The organism is Amycolatopsis sp. NPDC057786 (genome assembly GCF_042797905.1).
GTDB lineage: Bacteria > Actinomycetota > Actinomycetes > Mycobacteriales > Pseudonocardiaceae > Amycolatopsis.
On the sequence record NZ_JBHVKW010000015.1, the window covers coordinates 1 to 17609 of the forward strand.

Consider the following 17609-nt stretch of genomic DNA (forward strand, 5'->3'; position numbering starts at 1 on the left):
CGCGATCCGATCATGAACCCGATCCAGCTGCCCCATCACCACATCGACCACCACAACGATGATCTACCACACGACGACCAACTGCCGTTGCAGTACTAGGTCGGCGGCGTAGGCGGCGCCAGACCTATTGGCCTGGTGGGCCCAGTATGTGGCGGTGTTGATGTGGATGCCGAGCAGCTTGCTGAGCACGACTGGTGGCAGCTGGCTGGCGAGGTCCATGAGGACAGTGCTGCGTGCGGAGCCGGGCCCCGGATACCCAGTGGGTGAAGTCTGGTCATGAGGCGGGCGGCGCTGATCGGCCGTCCCGGAGCGCCTCCGGGAAACAGCCAACGGATGGTTGGTCGGTGTGGCCGAGGACGGCGTGCCCGCGCCGGTCGTCGGCGAATTGGCACACGAGACCGTCCAGCGGACTGGGCAAGTCCACTGGCTCGGCGCCCAGCACGATCCGAGTTTCGCCATCCTCATGGACGATCTGGTCACGTCTCAGTCGGGCTAGTTTGGACAATGGCTGCCCGAACAGAAGCAGAAGCAGGCCAGGCCCGAAGCGATCTTGCACGGCGACGCTGTTCTCGTGCAAGAGGCGGCGGACCAGAGCCACTTCAGTAGCACCGACCCCATCGCGACGTCGAGCAGGAGGACGGCGAGCCGCCAGACTACGTCGCAACGGTGACCGACCGCACGCTGCATCCGATCGCCGTGCTGTGCCTGCTGGAATGCTACGAGTACCAGGCCAGCGGCACGATCGTCGGGCACCAAGCGAGGCGCACGATTGGACACGTCGCTTACGCGAGACGGTGCTGACCCGGCTGCCCGCCGAGGCCAAAGCGACCGTACGCCATGGCACCGACTATGTCCCGGCCTACCGGCTTCTAGCTGCCTACACCGAGACACCCTGGGGCATCGCGGAACTCGACCAGATCCCCGAAGTCGGCGACGGCGTCATCGAGGTCCCGGTGATCCAGAAAGGACTGCGCGCGGAGGTCCTGACCGGCCCGATCCACTGCCCCAACAAGGGCCTGTCCTACCGCGTCCGCCACGTCACCATCCTCGGTGTTGGGGAAGACCGGACGCTGCCAGCCTTCGCCCCGATCTCCGAACCCTCCGACGACGCGCCGAGCGTCTACCTGTTGTTCCAGTACGGCCGCTACGTCGTGCGCCCGGCAGACGCTCCGCCCGGCAAGTGGTTCATGGCCTCCGGCGCTCACCTCCACACGGGTGATGGGCGCTGGCGCGAGCTGATCGGGCACTGACTGCCCATCCCGCTGCACGACCGCACCGAGCCCTAGCCGGACCAGCGCCAACCGCAGCTGTGGAGTCCACCGACCCGAGCAAGCCCTGCCCATCGAGGAGTTGAACCATGCCTTCACACGACGAACTGCACGCCCGGCTGTTCCTTCTGCGCGCGGCCGAACCACCCGCGCCCGCCCTTCACCACTACGTCGCCGTCCACGGGCCGGTCGACGCCGTCGCGCAGATTCGGCGCGGCACCGCCCCCGCCGCCGTGCTCAGCGAGGTCACCCGGCCTGACGCTCGGATCGACGACGACCTGCGGGCACTCGACAACTGCACGGCCCGCCTGCTCAAGCCCGAAGACGGCGACTGGCCGCTCGGAAGGCGGATCGGCCTAGCCGGCCTCGGCGTTCCGCTCGCGCTTTGGGTGCGCGGCAGCGGTTCGTTGGCCGAGCTCACCAGCCTCGCCGTCACCATCACGGGCGCCCGCGCGTCGACGGAGTGCGGAAACACAGTCGCGGGGGACGTCAGTTACAAACTCGCCCGTGCCGGGGTGACCGTCCTCAGCGGCGGCAGCCTCGGCGTTGACGAAGCAGCGCACCGCGGCGCACTGGCCGCAGACGGCAGGACGGTCGTCGTGCTCGCCAACGGGGTTGACCGGACCCATCCGCACCAGCACGCCCGGCTCTACCAGGCGGTGATCGAGCAGGGCGGGTTGCTGGTCAGCGAGTACCCGATCGGCACACGACCGACCCGCATCCGGTTCCACGCGCGGTGCCGGCTGTTGGCTGCTCTCGCCGCGGCGACCGTCATCGTCGAGGCAGGACAGCGCAGCGGTGCCCTCGCCGTGGCCCGTGCCGCTGGAGAACTCGGCCGCCGGGTCTACGGCGTGCCGGGCTCGATCCACTTCGTGACGTCGAAGGGCGTGAACGAGTTGCTGCGCACCGGCGCCGCCACCGTGGCCAGTTCGGTCGAGCACATCAACTACCAGGAGGGAGTGCGATGACCGGCCCGGACGCCTTCCTGACCGCACTGACCGCCCTCGACCTGCCGCCCGAGTGGCAGGTCGAGGTGGCCATCCGTCCACGACGGCGCAAGACCGGCATTCAGGTCAATCCGGAGGCGGCGCCGTGCTGATCCCACCGACGGCCACCCCGGAGCAGGTTGCGCGGTTTGTCGGCAGCCATCGTCGATGGATCCGCCGAGAAGGTCGAGAGAGCCACGCGGTTGGCCCCGGATCACGCGGTAAAGGAGCTCGTCGACGGCGAGGAGTTCGACCTGCTCGGCCAGCGTTACCGGCTCCAGCTCGTCGACGCCTCGCCCGCGGGCACCGCACAGCTGCCTCTGACCACGTCCGACGGCGTCTTGTCCGCGCGGAGGCAGCGGCCAGAGCTGGTCCGCCGGGCAGTGATCGGGCTGTACCAGCAGGTCGGGCTCGCTTGGTTGCGCCGCGAAGGGCGCCACTACGAACTGGACGGCCACATCGCCGGCCTGAGCTACGCCGTGCGCGACCTCGGACGGCGCCCGTTAGGGCATCTACGAGGGGCCGCCGAAGCAAACGACGACGCTGCACTGGGCCGTGTTCGGCCTGCCGATGCGGCTCATCGAGTACGTGCTCGTCCACGAACAGGCGCACGCCACCCAGCCAAACGGACGCGCGCCCACGGCCGCGCATGACAACGGCGGATGTACCTCTGGATGCCGGACTGGCAGCAGCGCCGAACGGAACTCGCCGAGGTCGGCCGTCACGCTTGGCTCGGCGATTGAAACCGCAGGGCAAGAGGGGCGCATTGGCACAATCTGGTGGGTCCCGCGCCGGACGCAGTGCGAACAGCCAGGTCCGGCGCGAAACCCACCAGATGTCGAACTGGAGTGTTGTCCTCTACAGCGTGATACAACATGGAGTGCGGGTCGACACGATCTGCACCACGAGCGACCTGGAAGGAGGCAGGAAGTGGACAAGGAACAGCACTTCGAGCTGCTTCGGGAAAGTGCTGCCGAGGTCAAGGAACTCCAGGATCGGCTCCAGAGCGTCCGTGATCAAGAAGCAGCGCTTCAGGCCCAGCGGGTCACGACACTCGACGAGCTCAAGAAGGCCCGTGACGTGCGGTTCGATCGCATGACCGCGGCCATCGAGGACAAGGTCCCGAAAGCGCAGGTCGCCCGCGCCCTGGGCATGGACCGGACCAACCTGTACAAGCTGCTCGAAGGCAAGGAAACCGAACAAGACACCACGGCCGGCTGACGTCCGCGCTATCGCCGAACCGCTGGCGACCACGCTCAGGCGCCGGCCCCAACGCATGGAGGATGGGTGTATCTACAGCGGGTGGCTGTGCGCGGGTTCCGAGCTGCCGGCGACGAGGAGATCGTCTGCGAGTTTCCCGGACGCTTCTCGCTGTTGGTCGGGGCGAATAACGCTGGCAAGAGCACGGTGGCGGACGCGTTGTACCTGGCGCACCCGCACAGCTTCCCGCAGATCTCTCGACCCACTGTCGCCACCCTCGCCACCGCCCCGCCCCGCCAGATCGACATCTCGTACGCATTCAGCGCCGAGGCGGACGAGGGCCCGGTCGGGCAGATGTTGCAGAACCTCGCGATGCCGGCACCGACTTGGACCCGTCAGCTCGAACGGAACCTTGGCCGCGTCCGCGCGAAGACCGTTGGTTCGGAACCTGAAGAGTTCGACGCGCTGCGGCTCATCTACCTGCCGGCGTACCGCAACCCGCTCGACGAGTTGGCCCGCCGGGAGGCGCAGGTCCTGATCGAGTTGTTCCGCGCGGAGCAACAAGCCCGCAGCGGCCATCGAAACTTGGCTGACCTCCGCTCCCGCGCGAGGAGACTGCTCGATGCCCTCACTAAGACCGGCCTCATCGAGGCCGTCGAGCAGCGCGTCCGCGGTCACCTCACCGCGCTGTCGTCCGGAGTCAGCCACCAGTTCGCATTCGTCGGGGGGCAGGTTGTCGACGACGCGTACCTCGCCAGGGTGCTGGAGTTGCTCCTGGGCGCTATCGACGACCGAGCTTTCGCCCAGCGACTCGAAGTATCTGGCCTGGGATATGTCAACCTGCTGCACATCGCCGTCACCCTCGCCGCCATTCCGGACATGACCAAGTCCGCCGAGGCTCCAGAGGGAGGGGACGCGGGAGCTGACGAGGACGGAGCCGATGCGGGCGCTCAGGAAGGAGCAGATGAACTCACTGAAGCAGAACGGGACGCCCAACGCGAAGCTGAGGCGGAATCGCGAGAAGACGCGTTCTTCCCTGATCGGTTTCACGTCACGGTCGTTATCGAGGAGCCCGAGGCGCACCTGCACCCGCAACTGCAACACGGCCTGACCCGGTACCTGCGGCAAATCACCTCCGCACGGCCGGAGCTTCAGACGATCATCAGCAGTCACGCAGGCGACATCATCTCGGCGTGCAAGCCGGATGAACTGGTCGTGCTGCGGCGGCTGCAGGACGGACGACGCGCCTCGCGCGTCATGGCCACCATGCCCATTCACGACAAGAAGCGAACCTTGCGGATGGCACGGCTGCACCTTGACACGACCCGGTCGTCCGCGCTCTTCGCGGAGCGCATGATCATCACCGAAGGCGTCACCGAGGGGGCGGTACTACGGCAGTTCGGCCGCTTCTGGGCCGGACCCGACGACCTCAAGCGCCGGTTCATCGAGGCGCTCACGATCACCGTGATGGGCTGCAAGCCAGGCCGCTGGCCAGTCGACCTTCTGGCGGCACCTGGGCACGAGATTGCCAGCCGCATCGCCATATTCACCGACACCGATAAGCGGCCTCCCGAGACCTTCACCCAACCCCAATGGCTCAGCAAAAGCGATCCCCAGAACGTGCAGGGCTTCTACAACCAGCCGACGCTCGAACCAGCCTTCACCCCCGGCAACGAGGAAGCCGTGCGCGAAGCCCTGACACAGATCAGCGTCACGCCACCTGAACCCTTCACTCCCGACGCCATCGACACCCTTTTCGCCACCACAGGCAAGAAGCGCAAGGCCGAGTTCGCGCTCGCCTTCGCAGACGAACTCATGCGCCGCAGCGAAGACGGCGAACATGTCACGGTGCCTGAACACGTGGCAAAGATGTTCGATTTCCTCTACGCCGCCGCAAAGGACGACGATGCCGACCCGATCGCCGCTGACCTCTGAACAGCGCGCCGCCGCGACGACCACGGCGAACCGCGCGTTCATCGTGGCAGCACCAGGATCAGGGAAAACCACCGTTGCCGCAGAGCGATTTGGCGTGATCCGGTACGACACTCCCACCGATCTTCGCAGGATCCTGGCGCTCAGCTTCACCAGATCGGCGCGCGGTGAACTCGCTGCTCGAATCCGTCGCCGCTGGGGTAGCGGAGCGCTCTCCTGGCCCCACCAAGCCCTCACGCTCGACACACTGCACTGCGAAATCCTGGCGTTTCTCCTGCGACGGCAGGTCATCTCCTGGATGGGCGACCATACGGAACTAACCGTTCTGGACACGTGGAGAGGGCAGACCGGGGCCCGCTGGATGTCGAAAGAGATGGACTACCGGCGGATCGCCGTGCTGCACGGGACCACGGTCGGATCGCATGGCGTCAAGATCACGAGGCCCGACTACAACATCGGCGCCAAGAGACACTTCGAGGAGCACCTGGCGGCTGGACGATGTACGCACACCGAAGTGCGTCAGATCATCGCCGCTGTTCTTCGACGCGCCGAACTGCGCATGGAGGTAGCCAAGTACCTTACCGCTACCACGAAAGCGATCATCGTCGACGAGGTGTTCGATGCAAACGAGCTCGATCTCGAACTCGTTCGTCTCGCGGCGTCCGCCAGAATCAGTACCACTGTGATCGGTGATCCTTGGCAGGCGCTGTACGACTTCCGTGGTGCCCGTCCAGAGCTCGTTCCCCAACTTGTGGAACACGAGGGGTTCGAATCTTTCCCCGTCTCGGCGTCTTTCCGCTTCGAGACACCGGCGATGATCGGCATCGCCGAGTTGGCGCGAGCACACCGACCGATCGCTCTCGACGTGACCAACGACGCCACCGAATGCAACGTAGTTCTCGCGCACAGGTGGGACAACCTCTGGACAGGCCCCGACTGCATCCTGCCTTTGTCATTCGGCCGATTGGACAACCAAACTGATGCCGCGATCGCGCTTCTGCTGGACCGGCTCGTGCAGGGACACTTCGGACACGCTGCAATCTACGCCGACGAAGCAGCAGCGCTGCTCGGTCTTGAGCCAGACATAGTCCGCGCTGAAGGAGCCCTCCTTGGAGCAGTACTTGAAACACTCCGACCGGCAACCACGCAAGCGGCTACGGCAGCGATCACAGCACTCAGGGCGGTACTTCGCCTACTTGGAAGCCCTCGCCAACTCCGTCGCATGCCAGAAGCCGGGGAGGCTGTCCAACTAGACCGGCTACTCGCCTTGGCACGCCGCATGAACCAGCCACATGTGGTCGCCGGAATGACAGTGCACCAAGCAAAGGGACGTGAATGGCCAGTTGTCGGCCTGCGACTCGCTGATGTCGAGGTGGCCAGGCTGACGGCAGGGCTGAAACAGGAACGTTTTGACGATCGCGTCCTGTACGTTGCTCTAACCCGTGCTGCAAAGAAAGTCGTCCGCTGCTGACGAGCACCGATTCTTCTGCTACAAGCGCGAATCGACCGTGGGCCGCGAGGCCGCCAGATAGTCATCCCCGTTCCAGCGGTAGTTGCTGACCTGGACCGGCTCGCCGAACGTCGGGGCGTGCACCATCTTCCCTGCACCGATGTACAGGCCGACGTGGTGGACGTTGCCGGTTGTGCCGTAGAAGACCAGGTCGCCGGGAAGCAGCGGTTGGCCGGCGGGCACCAGTGGACCCGCGTTGTACTGAGTCTGCGCGGTACGAGGCAGGTTGATGCCGGCGGCGTTGTAGGCAGCTTTGGTGAGGCCAGAGCAGTCGAAGCCGGCATGGCCGCCGGCTGGTCCGTTGCCACCCCATACGTAGGGCAGGCCGAGTTGGCCGCAGGCGAAGTTGATTGCCATGATCGCGGCGGGGTTGGGTGCCTGGATCTTGTTGCAGTCGCCGGTTCCGACGGTGGCGGTGCCGTACCGTTTTGCCTGAGCCAGAACGCCGTTGACGTACTCCTCGTCATGGTTGTAGGCGAAGAGCGCCTTGCGGATGTCTTTCTGTGCGCCGGAATCGCACAGGTAAAACGCGGCGGCGTAGATGGCGTCGTGCGGGTTGTAGCGGGAGGGCGGGTTCGAGCCACCGGGCGGGATCGTGTGGCGTGCAATCACACCGTCGAAGGTGGGCTTGAGGAACTGCATGGGGCCGCCGGCCCCCATGTAGTTCTCGCCTTCCGTGATGCCGTCGCCGGATCCGCGGCCGTGCTTGGATTCGGCGTCGCCGATCGCGGCGAGGATCGTCCAGTCCAGCCCTGGGCACACGGAGGCTGCGGCTCGGTAGAGCGACAGGTAGTCGTTGGGGATCTCGGCGACCGCGGCCTGGCTCGGCTCGGTGCCACCGGTACCGAACAGCGCACTGACGATGGCTTTGCCGACACCCCCGATGAGGATGGGGATAGCGATGATGGCCGCGACAGCGGCAACGGCGATCTTCATGGAGTCACCTTCCGGAAGTGGCTGGTGGGTAGGGGTGGTGGGTGCGGGTCCGGCGCGGCCAGGTCCGCGGGCGCCTGCTGCGCTTGAGCCGATGTCGAGGACTGGACAGCGGTGGGCGGTGCGACGTGGGGCCAGAACCGCGCGAGCTCGACGAGCCGCAGTCGACCCGGCCGTCGCGACGCCGGACCGGAGATCGGCAACCACCGCGCGACGGCGGGGTTGTCCTCGCCAGCCACGCCAGCGACATCTGCGGCGCTGGTGGCTACGGGCACGAGCGCTGGCCGGTCCAACTGGGACAGGGCGTCGGCGAGCGCCGTGAGCACGTTGGTCTCGCGGCGGTTGGTGGGCAGCCACACCAGGACGGGTGTGGTGATTCCTGTTGCGATGGCGAGCTTTTCGTAACCGTGGAGCTTGCGGGCGAGCTTGCCGAGGTCCTCGGTGCCGAAGTCGAATTCGAGGAAGAACTCGATCTGGTGGCCGTCTTCGCGCCAACGGCCGTAGGCGTCGGGGCGGACCATGTCGCCGAAGAGCCGGCCGCAGCGAAGCTCGGACCACCACGCGGTCAGGCGGCCGCGGGCACCTGGCCGTCGGCTGAGTGCAACGAGGCTGGTGAAAACGCCGTTGACGCCCACGGTGTGTGCGAGGCGCAGGGAGTGGGCGATGCCGATGGCGTCTTCGTGGCGGTAGCCCAGTTGCTTGGGGTCGAGACCATCCTCGTAGGCGAGGGCGACCGAGCCGGCGATGTCGAGCACGTAGTGCATCGGTGCGGTGCCGGAGCTGACGAACGGCTGAAAGCGGTCGACGACGCGCCACTTGAACAGGTTGAGCAGGCGGTGGTTGGCCGCGCGCATGGTCGGGTAGCAGAGTTCGACGATCTGCTGGGTGGTGAAGACCTTGTGCTCGTGCAGCATCCGAGCAAGCCAGCGGTCCCGGAGGGTGAGCCGTCCGGCGAGCTGGGCGTGGTGCTCCCCGGTGGTGGCCGCCCGTGGCGTGGGGCGTTGGGGCATGTGCCCGCGCAATGCCCTCTGAGGCGTGGGATTCGAAATCATGGGTCGGCACCTCCCAGTCGTTGGGCCGGAATGGGGGAAGGTGAAGGCAACGCATGCGGGATCACCGGAGCGGAACGGGCGCGATAGGTGAGCCCACATGCGTTGCGGGAGAACAAGGCCCGACAGGTCAGACCGCGCGGCGGGGGTCTACAGTGGGCTGACCGGGGCGGCCCGTTGCGTTGTCGGCGTTGGTGACGGGCGGGCGGGTATTGACCCTGGCTGCTTTGCGGATTGCCTTGGCGCGTCCGGGAATCGCGGGCGGGAGCTTCTCGGTAACCGCGGTGAACGGCGGCGCTTCCTCGCCGCCCAGGACTAGCCGAGCGGCGACGTGGTACACGCCGAGATTGGACAGGTCGTGATCGCTCAGCCGCGGCATGGTGTGCCGGGCCAGCCGCTTGGCGTCCTCGGGCGAGGCGTTGAAGAAGATCTTGCTGCGCGCGTTGGTGCTGACGCCCTCTTCGAGCTCCTTCGGTAGCTGTCCGAGGTACTGGTGTGCCAACGCCATGGAGAGTCGGTAGCCGCGGGCCTCGGCGAGCATGTCCTCCAATGGATAGGCCAGGTTCAGGAAGTTGTGGCACTCGTCCACGTACAGCCCGCAGTCGCGGCGTTGGCGCTGCGGGACGCGAGCTCGGCGAGTCGCGGCCTGCCAGGTGCGGGCCACGACGATGGAACCGACCAGCCGCGCGGTTTCCATCCCTAGCGCGTCGCGAGCGATGCGCACCAGGCAGATCCCACCGGTGTTGAGCACCTCATCCATGTCCATAGTGGACGTTCCACCGGCGATGGCGGCGCGGACGAACGGGCGCAGCAGGAAGCCGCGGATTTTGTTCATCAGCGGCGCGATCACTTGTGCGCGGCTGGCTTCGGACAGGTCGTCGTACCAGGACCAGAAGCCCTTGAGGACCTCGTCATCGATCTGGTCGCAGGCCCGTTGCCGGAACGCCGGCACGGTCAACAGCTTGGGCAGGTCGACCAGCGTCGGGGTACCGGGCATCGCGGTCAGGGTGAGCAGCCCGGCGCGCAGGATGTCGTCGGTGCGCGGCCCCCACGACGAGGCGTAGATCCGGGAGAAGATCGAGACCAGGTTGTCGACCGCGCGGGCCTTATCCGCTCCCTCCAACGGGTTGAGCACCGGCGGGCGGGCGCGGGAGTCGGCGTCGAACAGCACGACCTTCTCGCCGAGCTCCTCGGGCAGGCGCATCAGGATGTCCGACACGAGGTCGCCCTTCGGATCGACCACGACGACACCTCGGCCGGCCTCGGCGTCGGCCAGGATCATCCGGGCCATCAGCTCCGACTTGCCGCTACCGGTGGCGCCGAGGATGTGCAGGTGGTGGCGGGCGTCGGCGACGTGCAGGCCGACCGGGCGGGAGTGCCCGGAGTCCGACAGCCCCAGGGGCTTGATCTGCTCCCCGGCCGTGGCGATACCCGGCGGGGGCGGCACGGCCTTCGCGCCGGCCCGCTGCAGGCCGGGGGTGGACTCGTCGATCGGCAGGTGCGCGATTGCGGCCAGCTCGAGGATCGAGAGCAGGTCGCCCTTGCCCAGGCGGCGTTCGGCCAGCACGGCGACCGGATCTCGACGGATCCGAACCCGGCGGTAGTAGTTGTGCTCGGAGTAGGCGGCGAACGCCGAGGCGATCGCGTGCCCGCGACCCCGCAGCACCTCCCGCACCGCCTGAACCTCGCCCGACGTGGCGTCCTCGGGCACGGTGGTGGCCACGGCGTAGCAAATACGGGTCTCGAATTGGTTCGCCCGCAGCTTCTCGACCACAGCACGGTCCTGGGCGGCGTACTCCAGGCTGGTCTGCCGATCCAGGCCCGGCGTCCGCGTGCTGGTCGACGACTTCGGGGTCTTGCCCGGCGTGATGACGTCGAGCAGCCGGCCGACCAGATGAACCGACCCGCCCGCGTGCACCCGCCGGGCGGCGCGGCGGGCTTTGGTCACTCGGTGGCCGGCGACCGGGCGGGCGAGGATCTGCACGCATGCCCGCTCGTGCGGGCCGAGCCCGACCGGTGCGCCGAGCATCGCGCGAATCGGGTCGGCCGGGTGCTCGGTGCGGATCGGCAGTGCTTCCGAGCGCGCCAGCCGCAGCTCGCCACCGACCGCCTCGACCCGCCGACCCGCTGCCGTCGTGGTCGGGATCGGGGGCTTGGCGGGGGTGGTGCGGGTGTGCGCGCCGGGCCAGGCGGCCTCGATCGCGCGCTCGACCATGCCGGGCGGCACCAGGCCAGGCACCCACAGCCGGATCTGCACGCCGTCGTCGGTGAATGTCAGCTCGAAGCTCAGGTGCGGCTGCCCGCCGAAGCGACGCCGCCACCCCGGCCGCAGCAATCCGACGAGGTTGGACCACACCGTGATCGCCCCGGACGGGTCGACCGTCGGCGGCGCGAGCACGGTGATCAGGCGAGCATCGATCATCAGGCGCTGGTGGTAGCGGCGGCGCCACCGACGGCGCGCGACGACCGCGGCGGTGACAGCGACCGCGAGCACCGGCCCGACGATCGGGCCCCAGGTCAGGGCGAGGTCGCGCAGGTGCGCCAGCACGTTCTGGAACGCGCCGAGCGGGTCACGCAGGTAGTCGCCGACCGGTGAGGCGAGCACGTCCGCGGTCTGCTCAATATGCGGTGGGATGAGGGCGGACAGGGGTGTGGCGGTGATTGGCCAGGACATCGGGGACCTCCCCACGCAAAGCGGTCGACGGGACGGATGCGAGCTGCGGTCAAGCCGCCCACGGCTGGTCAGCCGGCTCGGCCGTGGGCTGCTGGCTGTGGTCGGGGCGGGTGTTGTCGACGACGAGCCGCAGGTGCCGGCGGCCTCGGCGGGCGGCGCGGTCGGCGTCGACCTCGGCTTGCCACGCGGAGAACCGGCGCCCGGCCAGCCGCTTGAGGTAGGCGGGAATGCGGTTGGCCGGCACCCCGACCAGCCGCGGGCCCAGGACCGCGAGCAGGTCGCTGGCTTCCTGCGAGGCCCAGCCCGCCTCGGCGATCGCAGGCTCGTCGGGAAACACATCTGCGATCCGGTCGACGGCGGGATTCAACGCGGCATCCTGTGTCCCGCCATACGAGTAGACCCACAGAAAATTCGGCGGCGGGCCAGGCTCGACGAGCGTCCGGAATCGGGACACCTCTTTGGTGTAGGCGTAGAAATTCGTGTCGGGTCGAGTCCGGCAAATATCCAGCCATGCCTGAAGGTAGGCGTCGGAGAAGAAATCGCCGCTGTCGTGAATTCTGATCCAGGCGCCCCGGAACTTGGCCGCGCCGAGTTCCGCGACCATGGCGGCCTGCCAGCCGGCCAGGTCGTCCAGGACGTACATCAGGTTCGCCTGGTGCTTGGCGCGGACGACCGGCCAGGTGTAGGTGCCGTGCCGGGCGTAGCACGCCTGCGCGCAGATTCCGGCCGACGGACAGGTGTTGTAAGTGCGACCGTCAGCCAAGCGGCCGGCCCAGGCCGGCAGCGACCAGTTCCACACGCCAATCTGGCGCATCTCGCTGTTTTGCGTGAGCAGCCGCGTGGGCCGGTTAACGGTGGCGGAAATGGGCAATGACGTAGACATGGGTATCCCCTGGGTGCGATTCGGTGTATACGGATTGATTCCTGCGATTAGGCGGCGTCGAGTTCGATCTGCGACGCGTTGCCATCGTCGAACGAGTCCGCGATTCCCGCGGTGTCGTCCGCGCCGAGTTCGACGAAGGAGTTCTCGATTCCCGACGAGGTGTCGGAATACCCGGCGATTTCGGCGGGGTCAGTCGTGACCAATTGATGCTCGACCGGTGAGGCGATGGACTGGAATGCCACGCGCTGCGTCCCGGTCGACAGGAGGCCCTGGCCACGGTCCGCGGAGAGCAGGAACTGGCGCTCACCCATAGACAGGTCGAAGGTGCGGGTGATCTCGTCGATCGCCTGGGAGGCTTGCCGCAGCAGGATCTGCGTCGCGGCGTTGGCCACCACTGCCTTACCCAGATCCGAGCCCAGGACGTCCGCGGTGTCCTGGGTGGCCACCGTGAGACCGGCCCACTGTTTCCGGGACGCCTTAGCCATCCGGAACAAGAACTCCGCGCCCGCGGGCTCCTTCATCAACAGCCACGCCTCGTCGACCACGACCAGCCTGGGCTTGCGGATGGCCGGGTTAGAGACCTGCCGCCACACCGCGTCGAGCGTCAGCAACGTGCCGATCGGCTTGAGCTCGTCGGCGAGATCCCGCAGCGAGAACACCACCAGGTGTCCCTCCGGACGGGTCGACGTCGGGCCGGAGAACAGCCCCGAGAACGCGCCGGTGACATACGGGTGCAGCCGCGCCGCGAGTTCCACCCCGGCGGGGTCACCGGTCCCGGCGAGGACCTCGGCGAGGTCGGCCAGCAGCGGCGCCGGGCGGGTCCAGGTCCGCGGATCCGAGGTGATCCCCACGCGCTGGTAGGTCGCGGTGATAGCCCGGTCCAGTGCCGCACGTTCGGTCGCTTCGAGCTCACTGCCCAGCAGCACCGAGATCACCGTGTGCAGGAACAACGACCGGCGGATCAGCGCGTTGCGCGGTGCAGTGCGGCGCCCGTCCGGGCGGGTGTGGATCGGCAAGTCCATCGGGTTCAACCGGACCTGCTCGGCACCGAGGTGCACATACGTTCCGCCGACCGCGGCGGCCAGCCGGGCGTACTCGTCCTCCGGGTCGATGACGTGGATCTCGATCCCGCGATACAACGACCGCAACAACTCCAGCTTCACCAGGTAGCTCTTGCCCGCGCCGGAGCGGCCGAGGATCACCGAGTTGTGGTTGTCCAGGGCGAACCGGTCATGGTGGACCAACCCCTGGCTTCCGACGTTGAAGCCGTAGAGCACGCCGCTCGGTGCGCCGACCGAGGTCGGGTCGGGCGGTGGCAGGTCCGGTGAGGTGAACGGGAACGCCGCAGACAGCGCGCTGGTGTCGAACGTGCGGCGCATGCCGACGAGGTCCAGACCCATGGGCAGGCTGGTGATCCAGCCCTGCATGCTGCGGTACGTGGTCGGTTTGCAGTCCAGCAGCAGCGACGCCGCCAACGACCGGATCGCGGCGACCTCGTCGCTGAGGGCCTCCTCGGTGGGAGCGTGCACGGTCAGGTACAGCCCGAGCCGGTAAAGCTTGCCCTCGCCACGGGCGACCCGTGCGGACAAGTCGTAGGCATCCTCGGTGGCGGCTTCGACGTGCGGGTCGACCAGCCGGCCCTTCTCACTGGTGTGCCGGCGACCGCTTTCGAGCTTCGACAGCTGCTTCTTGAGACGGTTGGCCGCGGTGACCGGGTCGATCGGCTCGATGTGCAGCGAGACGTCGACCCGTCCGGGGTAAGTCAGCAGCGGCTGAAGCCACCCGTTGTGCACTTCGCGCGGGTAGCCGACGACGGCGAAGCTCGCGACCCATTCGCCACCGACTTCCAGCGCACGAGGACGGACGGAGATGGCGTCCGGAGTGAACGCGCTGGCCCGCCCGAGCGGCGGCTGCACGCTCTGGGCCTTCCGGCCGCGGCGCTTGTCCTTGGTCTTCATCAGCGGTACCTCCCCGCGGAGTTGACGTAGTCGTCGGGGTCCTCGGCGGTGTCGTCGAAGCCGTCATCCCAGGCGTCCTCGGCCTCGCCGAACTCGTCGTCGGTGGGGAACGCGGCGCGGCCGAACGCGCCTGCGTCCCAGCCGTCGTCCGGGGCGGTGGTGATGACCTCGTCCGAGGCGGCGAGACCGGAGTTCGGCGGGATCACGCTGTCGGGGTTGCAGGCCGCGGCGAGCACCGCGGTGGCCTGTCCGGCGTCCAGCGGGGTGACCACGATCCCCGAGGGGGACAGCAGCTCGACCGCCTCGCTGAGCCGGCGGACCAGCCGGGCTTCGGCGGCCCGCCGGGTGGCGTCGTCGACCAGGGCGGCCTGCTTGGCGGCCCTGCGTTTCGCGGTCAACGCGGCCAGTGGCGAGGCGCTGCCGAGTCCGTCGGTCGGGCCCGTGGTGAGCAGCGGTTCGCGCAGGATCAGCAGCACTTGGCGGCGCAGCAGGTCGGTGGCGCGGCCGAGTTGGTCGAGGTACTCGGCGTGCTCGCGCGCCGCCTGTTCCAGCGCCGGGTGCGGCAGGCCGCCGGCCTGTTCGCGGAGCTCGGCGATCTGCCCGGACAGGTCCAGTCGTTCCGCGCGGATGAGCACCTGCACGGGTGCGGTCAGCGAGTGCAGATACCGCCCGAAGGAGGCGACGAGGGACTCCTGCTCGCCCGGGGTGCGCAGCCCGAAGTTGATCGTCGAGCAGACCGCGACGACGGCGACCCCGTCCTTGCAGAGGTCGATGACGCCGGTATCGGTGACCGCTTCGGCGGGCAGCCGCAGCGCGGCCGGCGAGACCGTCGACGCCGCGGCGTCCCCGCCGTCCTTCCCCTGGGCGCGGCTCTTGCTGCTGGTATTCGTGACCTGTCTGCCCAGCCACTCGGGGGCCGGGCGGATGCCTTCCGGCGCGGCCACTCGGTGCTGCGGGCTCATCCGCTGCCGCAGCGCCGCCAGCACCAACCGGTCGAGGGTGATGCCGTCGCGCTGGCCGAGCGCGAGGAACGCGGCGGTCACCCCGATCGGGATGGCGACGATGAGGAACGCCACCAGCGGCACGAACTCGCGGGTGATCGTGTACGTCCCGTACAGCACAATCCCAGTGATGGCGAGGATGAGCAGCTGCCGCGCCGTCAGCGGACCGATCACCCGGTCCTCGCGATCGACGTCGGCAGGAATCCGGACGGGCTGACTCATTTCCCTTCACCTCTTGGAGCGGGTTTCGGCGTGCGGAACAGCGCCGGCGGAACGGACTGGGTGCGCCGGTAGGCGTCGCCGATGCGCGGCTCGGGCTGTGCCTGCCGGAACACCGGCGCGGCAGGCGCGGACGCCGACGTGGGTGGCGACGACGGCTGCGGTGCCGGCGGCGTGGCGGGTCGGAACTGCAACTGCGGGGGCACAGACGCGGTGCGGATCGGGCGGGCCGGCGGCGGGGTGGCGCCGCGTCGACGCGGCCCACCGGCTGCTTGGAACTGGGGCGCCGATCCCGGCCGCTGCCCTCGCCGCGGCGGTGAGATCGGCGTGGCGGGCCTGGGTGCGGAACTGAACTCAGGAGGCATGGCTGGTCCCTGGTTTGCCGGGGTGACGGCGGGGTCGTGGGTGGTGTCTTGGGGTGAGGGCTGCAGGAACTGCGGCGTCTGCGAGGGCAGCCGCGACCGGCGGGCCGCGCGGACGCGCTCGGCGTCCTGGGCCGCCTTGAGCCGCTTGTTGACCATCTCCGGGGTGGGCGCAAGGCGCGCCTGAGCAGGCCACGGCGAATTTGCCGACCCGCCACCGCGACCCCCACCACCTCCGCCGCCGCTCTTCGCCCCGACCGCGCCGCCGACCTTGCCCAGTGCGCCGGTCTTCCCGGCGACCATGCCGAAGGTCTTCGCCGCGATGTAGGCCTTCGCCAGCCCTCCGAGGAACGACCGGCCAGAGCTGACTTTGGCGGCCGATAACAACCAGAACGGGATCTTGAACAGGATGAAGAACAAGGCGATCGCGGCGACCAGCGTGCCGAGCGCGGACAGCGTCGAGCCGAACAGATGCACGCCGCCGGACAGGAACGTGCGCACTGCGGTGATCAGCACCAGCGCTTGAGCGACCTGGATCGCCAGCGTCGCGGTGATCGCCTTCCACCACCAGCGGGCCAGCGGGTCGGTGTGCGGCAGGGCGTGGAACATCAGGAACAAGGGGCCCGAGATGATCAAGACGAGGGTGATGACGATCCGGACCACGTAGACGACCAGCAGGCCCAGGCCCACCACGACGAGCACCAGGCCGACCAGGATGATGAACAGTCCGCCGGTCTGGATGCCGGCGACGGCGTCCTTGAGGGTGTTGCCCAGCGAGGGCGCGTTGACCCCGTCGCCGAGGATGCCCAGGGTCAGGCCGTTGGCCAGTCGGATGAGCTTGTCGGCGAAAAACAAGCTCAATGCCGAGGCCATGAACGCGATCGGGATCCGGGGCCCGATCTCCTTGATCGAGTAGCGCGCCTGGACGCTCTCGTGGCCCATCACGACGATGCCGCCGAGGAGGATGAGCAGGCCGTAGGCAGCGACCACGAGCTCCCACGAGTTGTTCCAGAGTTCGCCGATGCCGGGTAGGTCGCTGATCGTCGGTGTGGACAGCGCGGTGTGCCCGATCAGTTCCAGGATCGGCGAGAGCGCAGCTTCGACGATGCTGCGGAACGCCGAGTTGATGGCCTCGGTGATGCAGGCACCGATGTCGGTGATCCCGCAGTCCGAGTCGCTGACACCGTTGCCGCTGCCGGGCTGCTGCGGGCCACTTGTCGGTGGCGGCGTGGTCGGCTGCGGGATGCAGTCCTCACCCGTGCACGGCGTGCTTGGCGGCGCCGTCGATGGGCTGGGCGCGCTCGGCATTGGGAGTGTGGGCTGTGTCGGTGTGGGAGGCGGGGCACAGGGGATCGGCCGCGGCTCAGGCCCCAAGCAAGGATCCGGGTTCGGTGTGGTCGGCTGCGCCGAGGCGCTGACCGCGAGGACCCCGACCAGGAGCACGACGACGCTCAGCGCCAGCATCCAGCCCGCGTACCAGCGCCAGTGCCGACCAGCCGGCGGCCGGTCGGCGCTGGCGTCGGAGACCGGGGAGAGCATCGCTCGGTCCCCGTCGATTCGTCCGGCGGCAGCGGTCGCGACCGGTCCGCCGGACCGGCGGTACGGGCGAACCGTGGGCGGGGTGCCGGCCATCG

At 68.3% G+C, this 17609-nt stretch carries 16 protein-coding genes; 9 read left to right on the forward strand and 7 right to left on the reverse strand.

Features of this window, described 5'->3' with window-relative positions; genetic code table 11:
• Window positions 1-346: 346 nt before the first annotated feature.
• The 9 genes from ACFVM3_RS11740 (at window position 347) to ACFVM3_RS11780 (ending at window position 6857) form a co-directional block, all read left to right on the forward strand.
• Window positions 347-496 carry a hypothetical protein gene (locus tag ACFVM3_RS11740; protein ID WP_157376277.1) on the forward strand — a complete coding sequence of 50 codons (150 nt, stop codon included), beginning with the start codon at window positions 347-349 and terminating at the stop codon, window positions 494-496.
• Between the two features lie 170 nt (window positions 497-666).
• Window positions 667-801 carry a hypothetical protein gene (locus ACFVM3_RS11745; RefSeq protein ID WP_267284186.1) on the forward strand — a complete coding sequence of 45 codons (135 nt, stop codon included), beginning with the start codon at window positions 667-669 and terminating at the stop codon, window positions 799-801.
• Window positions 795-1250: a hypothetical protein gene (locus tag ACFVM3_RS11750; protein ID WP_043830822.1), complete on the forward strand. Its 456-nt coding sequence runs from the start codon at window positions 795-797 to the stop codon at window positions 1248-1250. Before ACFVM3_RS11745 ends, ACFVM3_RS11750 begins: the two co-directional genes overlap by 7 nt.
• 107 nt (window positions 1251-1357) lie before the next feature.
• Window positions 1358-2236, forward strand: coding sequence for a DNA-processing protein DprA (locus ACFVM3_RS11755; protein WP_051171989.1), 879 nt, complete (start codon window positions 1358-1360; stop codon window positions 2234-2236).
• On the forward strand, window positions 2233-2367 hold the full coding sequence (locus ACFVM3_RS11760) for a hypothetical protein (protein ID WP_264082894.1): 135 nt from the start codon (window positions 2233-2235) through the stop codon (window positions 2365-2367). The genes ACFVM3_RS11755 and ACFVM3_RS11760 overlap by 4 nt, the downstream gene beginning before the upstream one ends.
• Window positions 2368-2403: 36 nt before the next feature.
• Complete coding sequence (locus tag ACFVM3_RS11765; RefSeq protein WP_072029960.1) at window positions 2404-2907, forward strand: hypothetical protein; 504 nt, start codon at window positions 2404-2406, stop codon at window positions 2905-2907.
• 277 nt (window positions 2908-3184) lie between these two features.
• The gene (locus ACFVM3_RS11770; RefSeq protein ID WP_043830820.1) at window positions 3185-3475 is read left to right on the forward strand and encodes a hypothetical protein; all 291 of its coding nucleotides are present in this window, start codon (window positions 3185-3187) and stop codon (window positions 3473-3475) included.
• 66 nt (window positions 3476-3541) lie between these two features.
• Window positions 3542-5389: an ATP-dependent endonuclease gene (locus tag ACFVM3_RS11775; RefSeq protein ID WP_076153525.1), complete on the forward strand. Its 1848-nt coding sequence runs from the start codon at window positions 3542-3544 to the stop codon at window positions 5387-5389.
• Window positions 5361-6857: a UvrD-helicase domain-containing protein gene (locus tag ACFVM3_RS11780; RefSeq protein WP_076153523.1), complete on the forward strand. Its 1497-nt coding sequence runs from the start codon at window positions 5361-5363 to the stop codon at window positions 6855-6857. The genes ACFVM3_RS11775 and ACFVM3_RS11780 overlap by 29 nt, the downstream gene beginning before the upstream one ends.
• A gap of 18 nt (window positions 6858-6875) precedes the next feature.
• Here ACFVM3_RS11780 and ACFVM3_RS11785 read toward each other — a convergent pair whose 3' ends face one another.
• The 7 genes from ACFVM3_RS11785 to ACFVM3_RS11815 form a co-directional block, all read right to left on the reverse strand.
• The gene (locus tag ACFVM3_RS11785) at window positions 6876-7832 is read right to left on the reverse strand and encodes a bifunctional lysozyme/C40 family peptidase (protein ID WP_043830815.1); all 957 of its coding nucleotides are present in this window, start codon (window positions 7830-7832) and stop codon (window positions 6876-6878) included.
• Window positions 7829-8839: a replication-relaxation family protein gene (locus tag ACFVM3_RS11790; protein WP_323807863.1), complete on the reverse strand. Its 1011-nt coding sequence runs from the start codon at window positions 8837-8839 to the stop codon at window positions 7829-7831. The genes ACFVM3_RS11785 and ACFVM3_RS11790 overlap by 4 nt, the downstream gene beginning before the upstream one ends.
• A 169-nt stretch (window positions 8840-9008) precedes the next feature.
• Complete coding sequence (locus tag ACFVM3_RS11795; RefSeq protein ID WP_112285675.1) at window positions 9009-11552, reverse strand: helicase HerA domain-containing protein; 2544 nt, start codon at window positions 11550-11552, stop codon at window positions 9009-9011.
• A 49-nt stretch (window positions 11553-11601) separates the two neighbouring features.
• Window positions 11602-12435: a hypothetical protein gene (locus ACFVM3_RS11800; protein WP_043830811.1), complete on the reverse strand. Its 834-nt coding sequence runs from the start codon at window positions 12433-12435 to the stop codon at window positions 11602-11604.
• 47 nt (window positions 12436-12482) lie between these two features.
• Window positions 12483-14393 (reverse strand): VirB4 family type IV secretion system protein, encoded by a 1911-nt coding sequence (locus tag ACFVM3_RS11805; RefSeq protein ID WP_043830809.1) that lies wholly within the window; start codon window positions 14391-14393, stop codon window positions 12483-12485.
• A complete protein-coding gene (locus ACFVM3_RS11810; protein ID WP_043830806.1) occupies window positions 14393-15616 on the reverse strand; it encodes a PrgI family protein in 1224 nt (407 codons plus the stop codon). Before ACFVM3_RS11810 ends, ACFVM3_RS11805 begins: the two co-directional genes overlap by 1 nt.
• Window positions 15613-17607 (reverse strand): hypothetical protein, encoded by a 1995-nt coding sequence (locus tag ACFVM3_RS11815; RefSeq protein WP_043830804.1) that lies wholly within the window; start codon window positions 17605-17607, stop codon window positions 15613-15615. The genes ACFVM3_RS11810 and ACFVM3_RS11815 overlap by 4 nt, the downstream gene beginning before the upstream one ends.
• Window positions 17608-17609 lie beyond the last annotated feature (2 nt).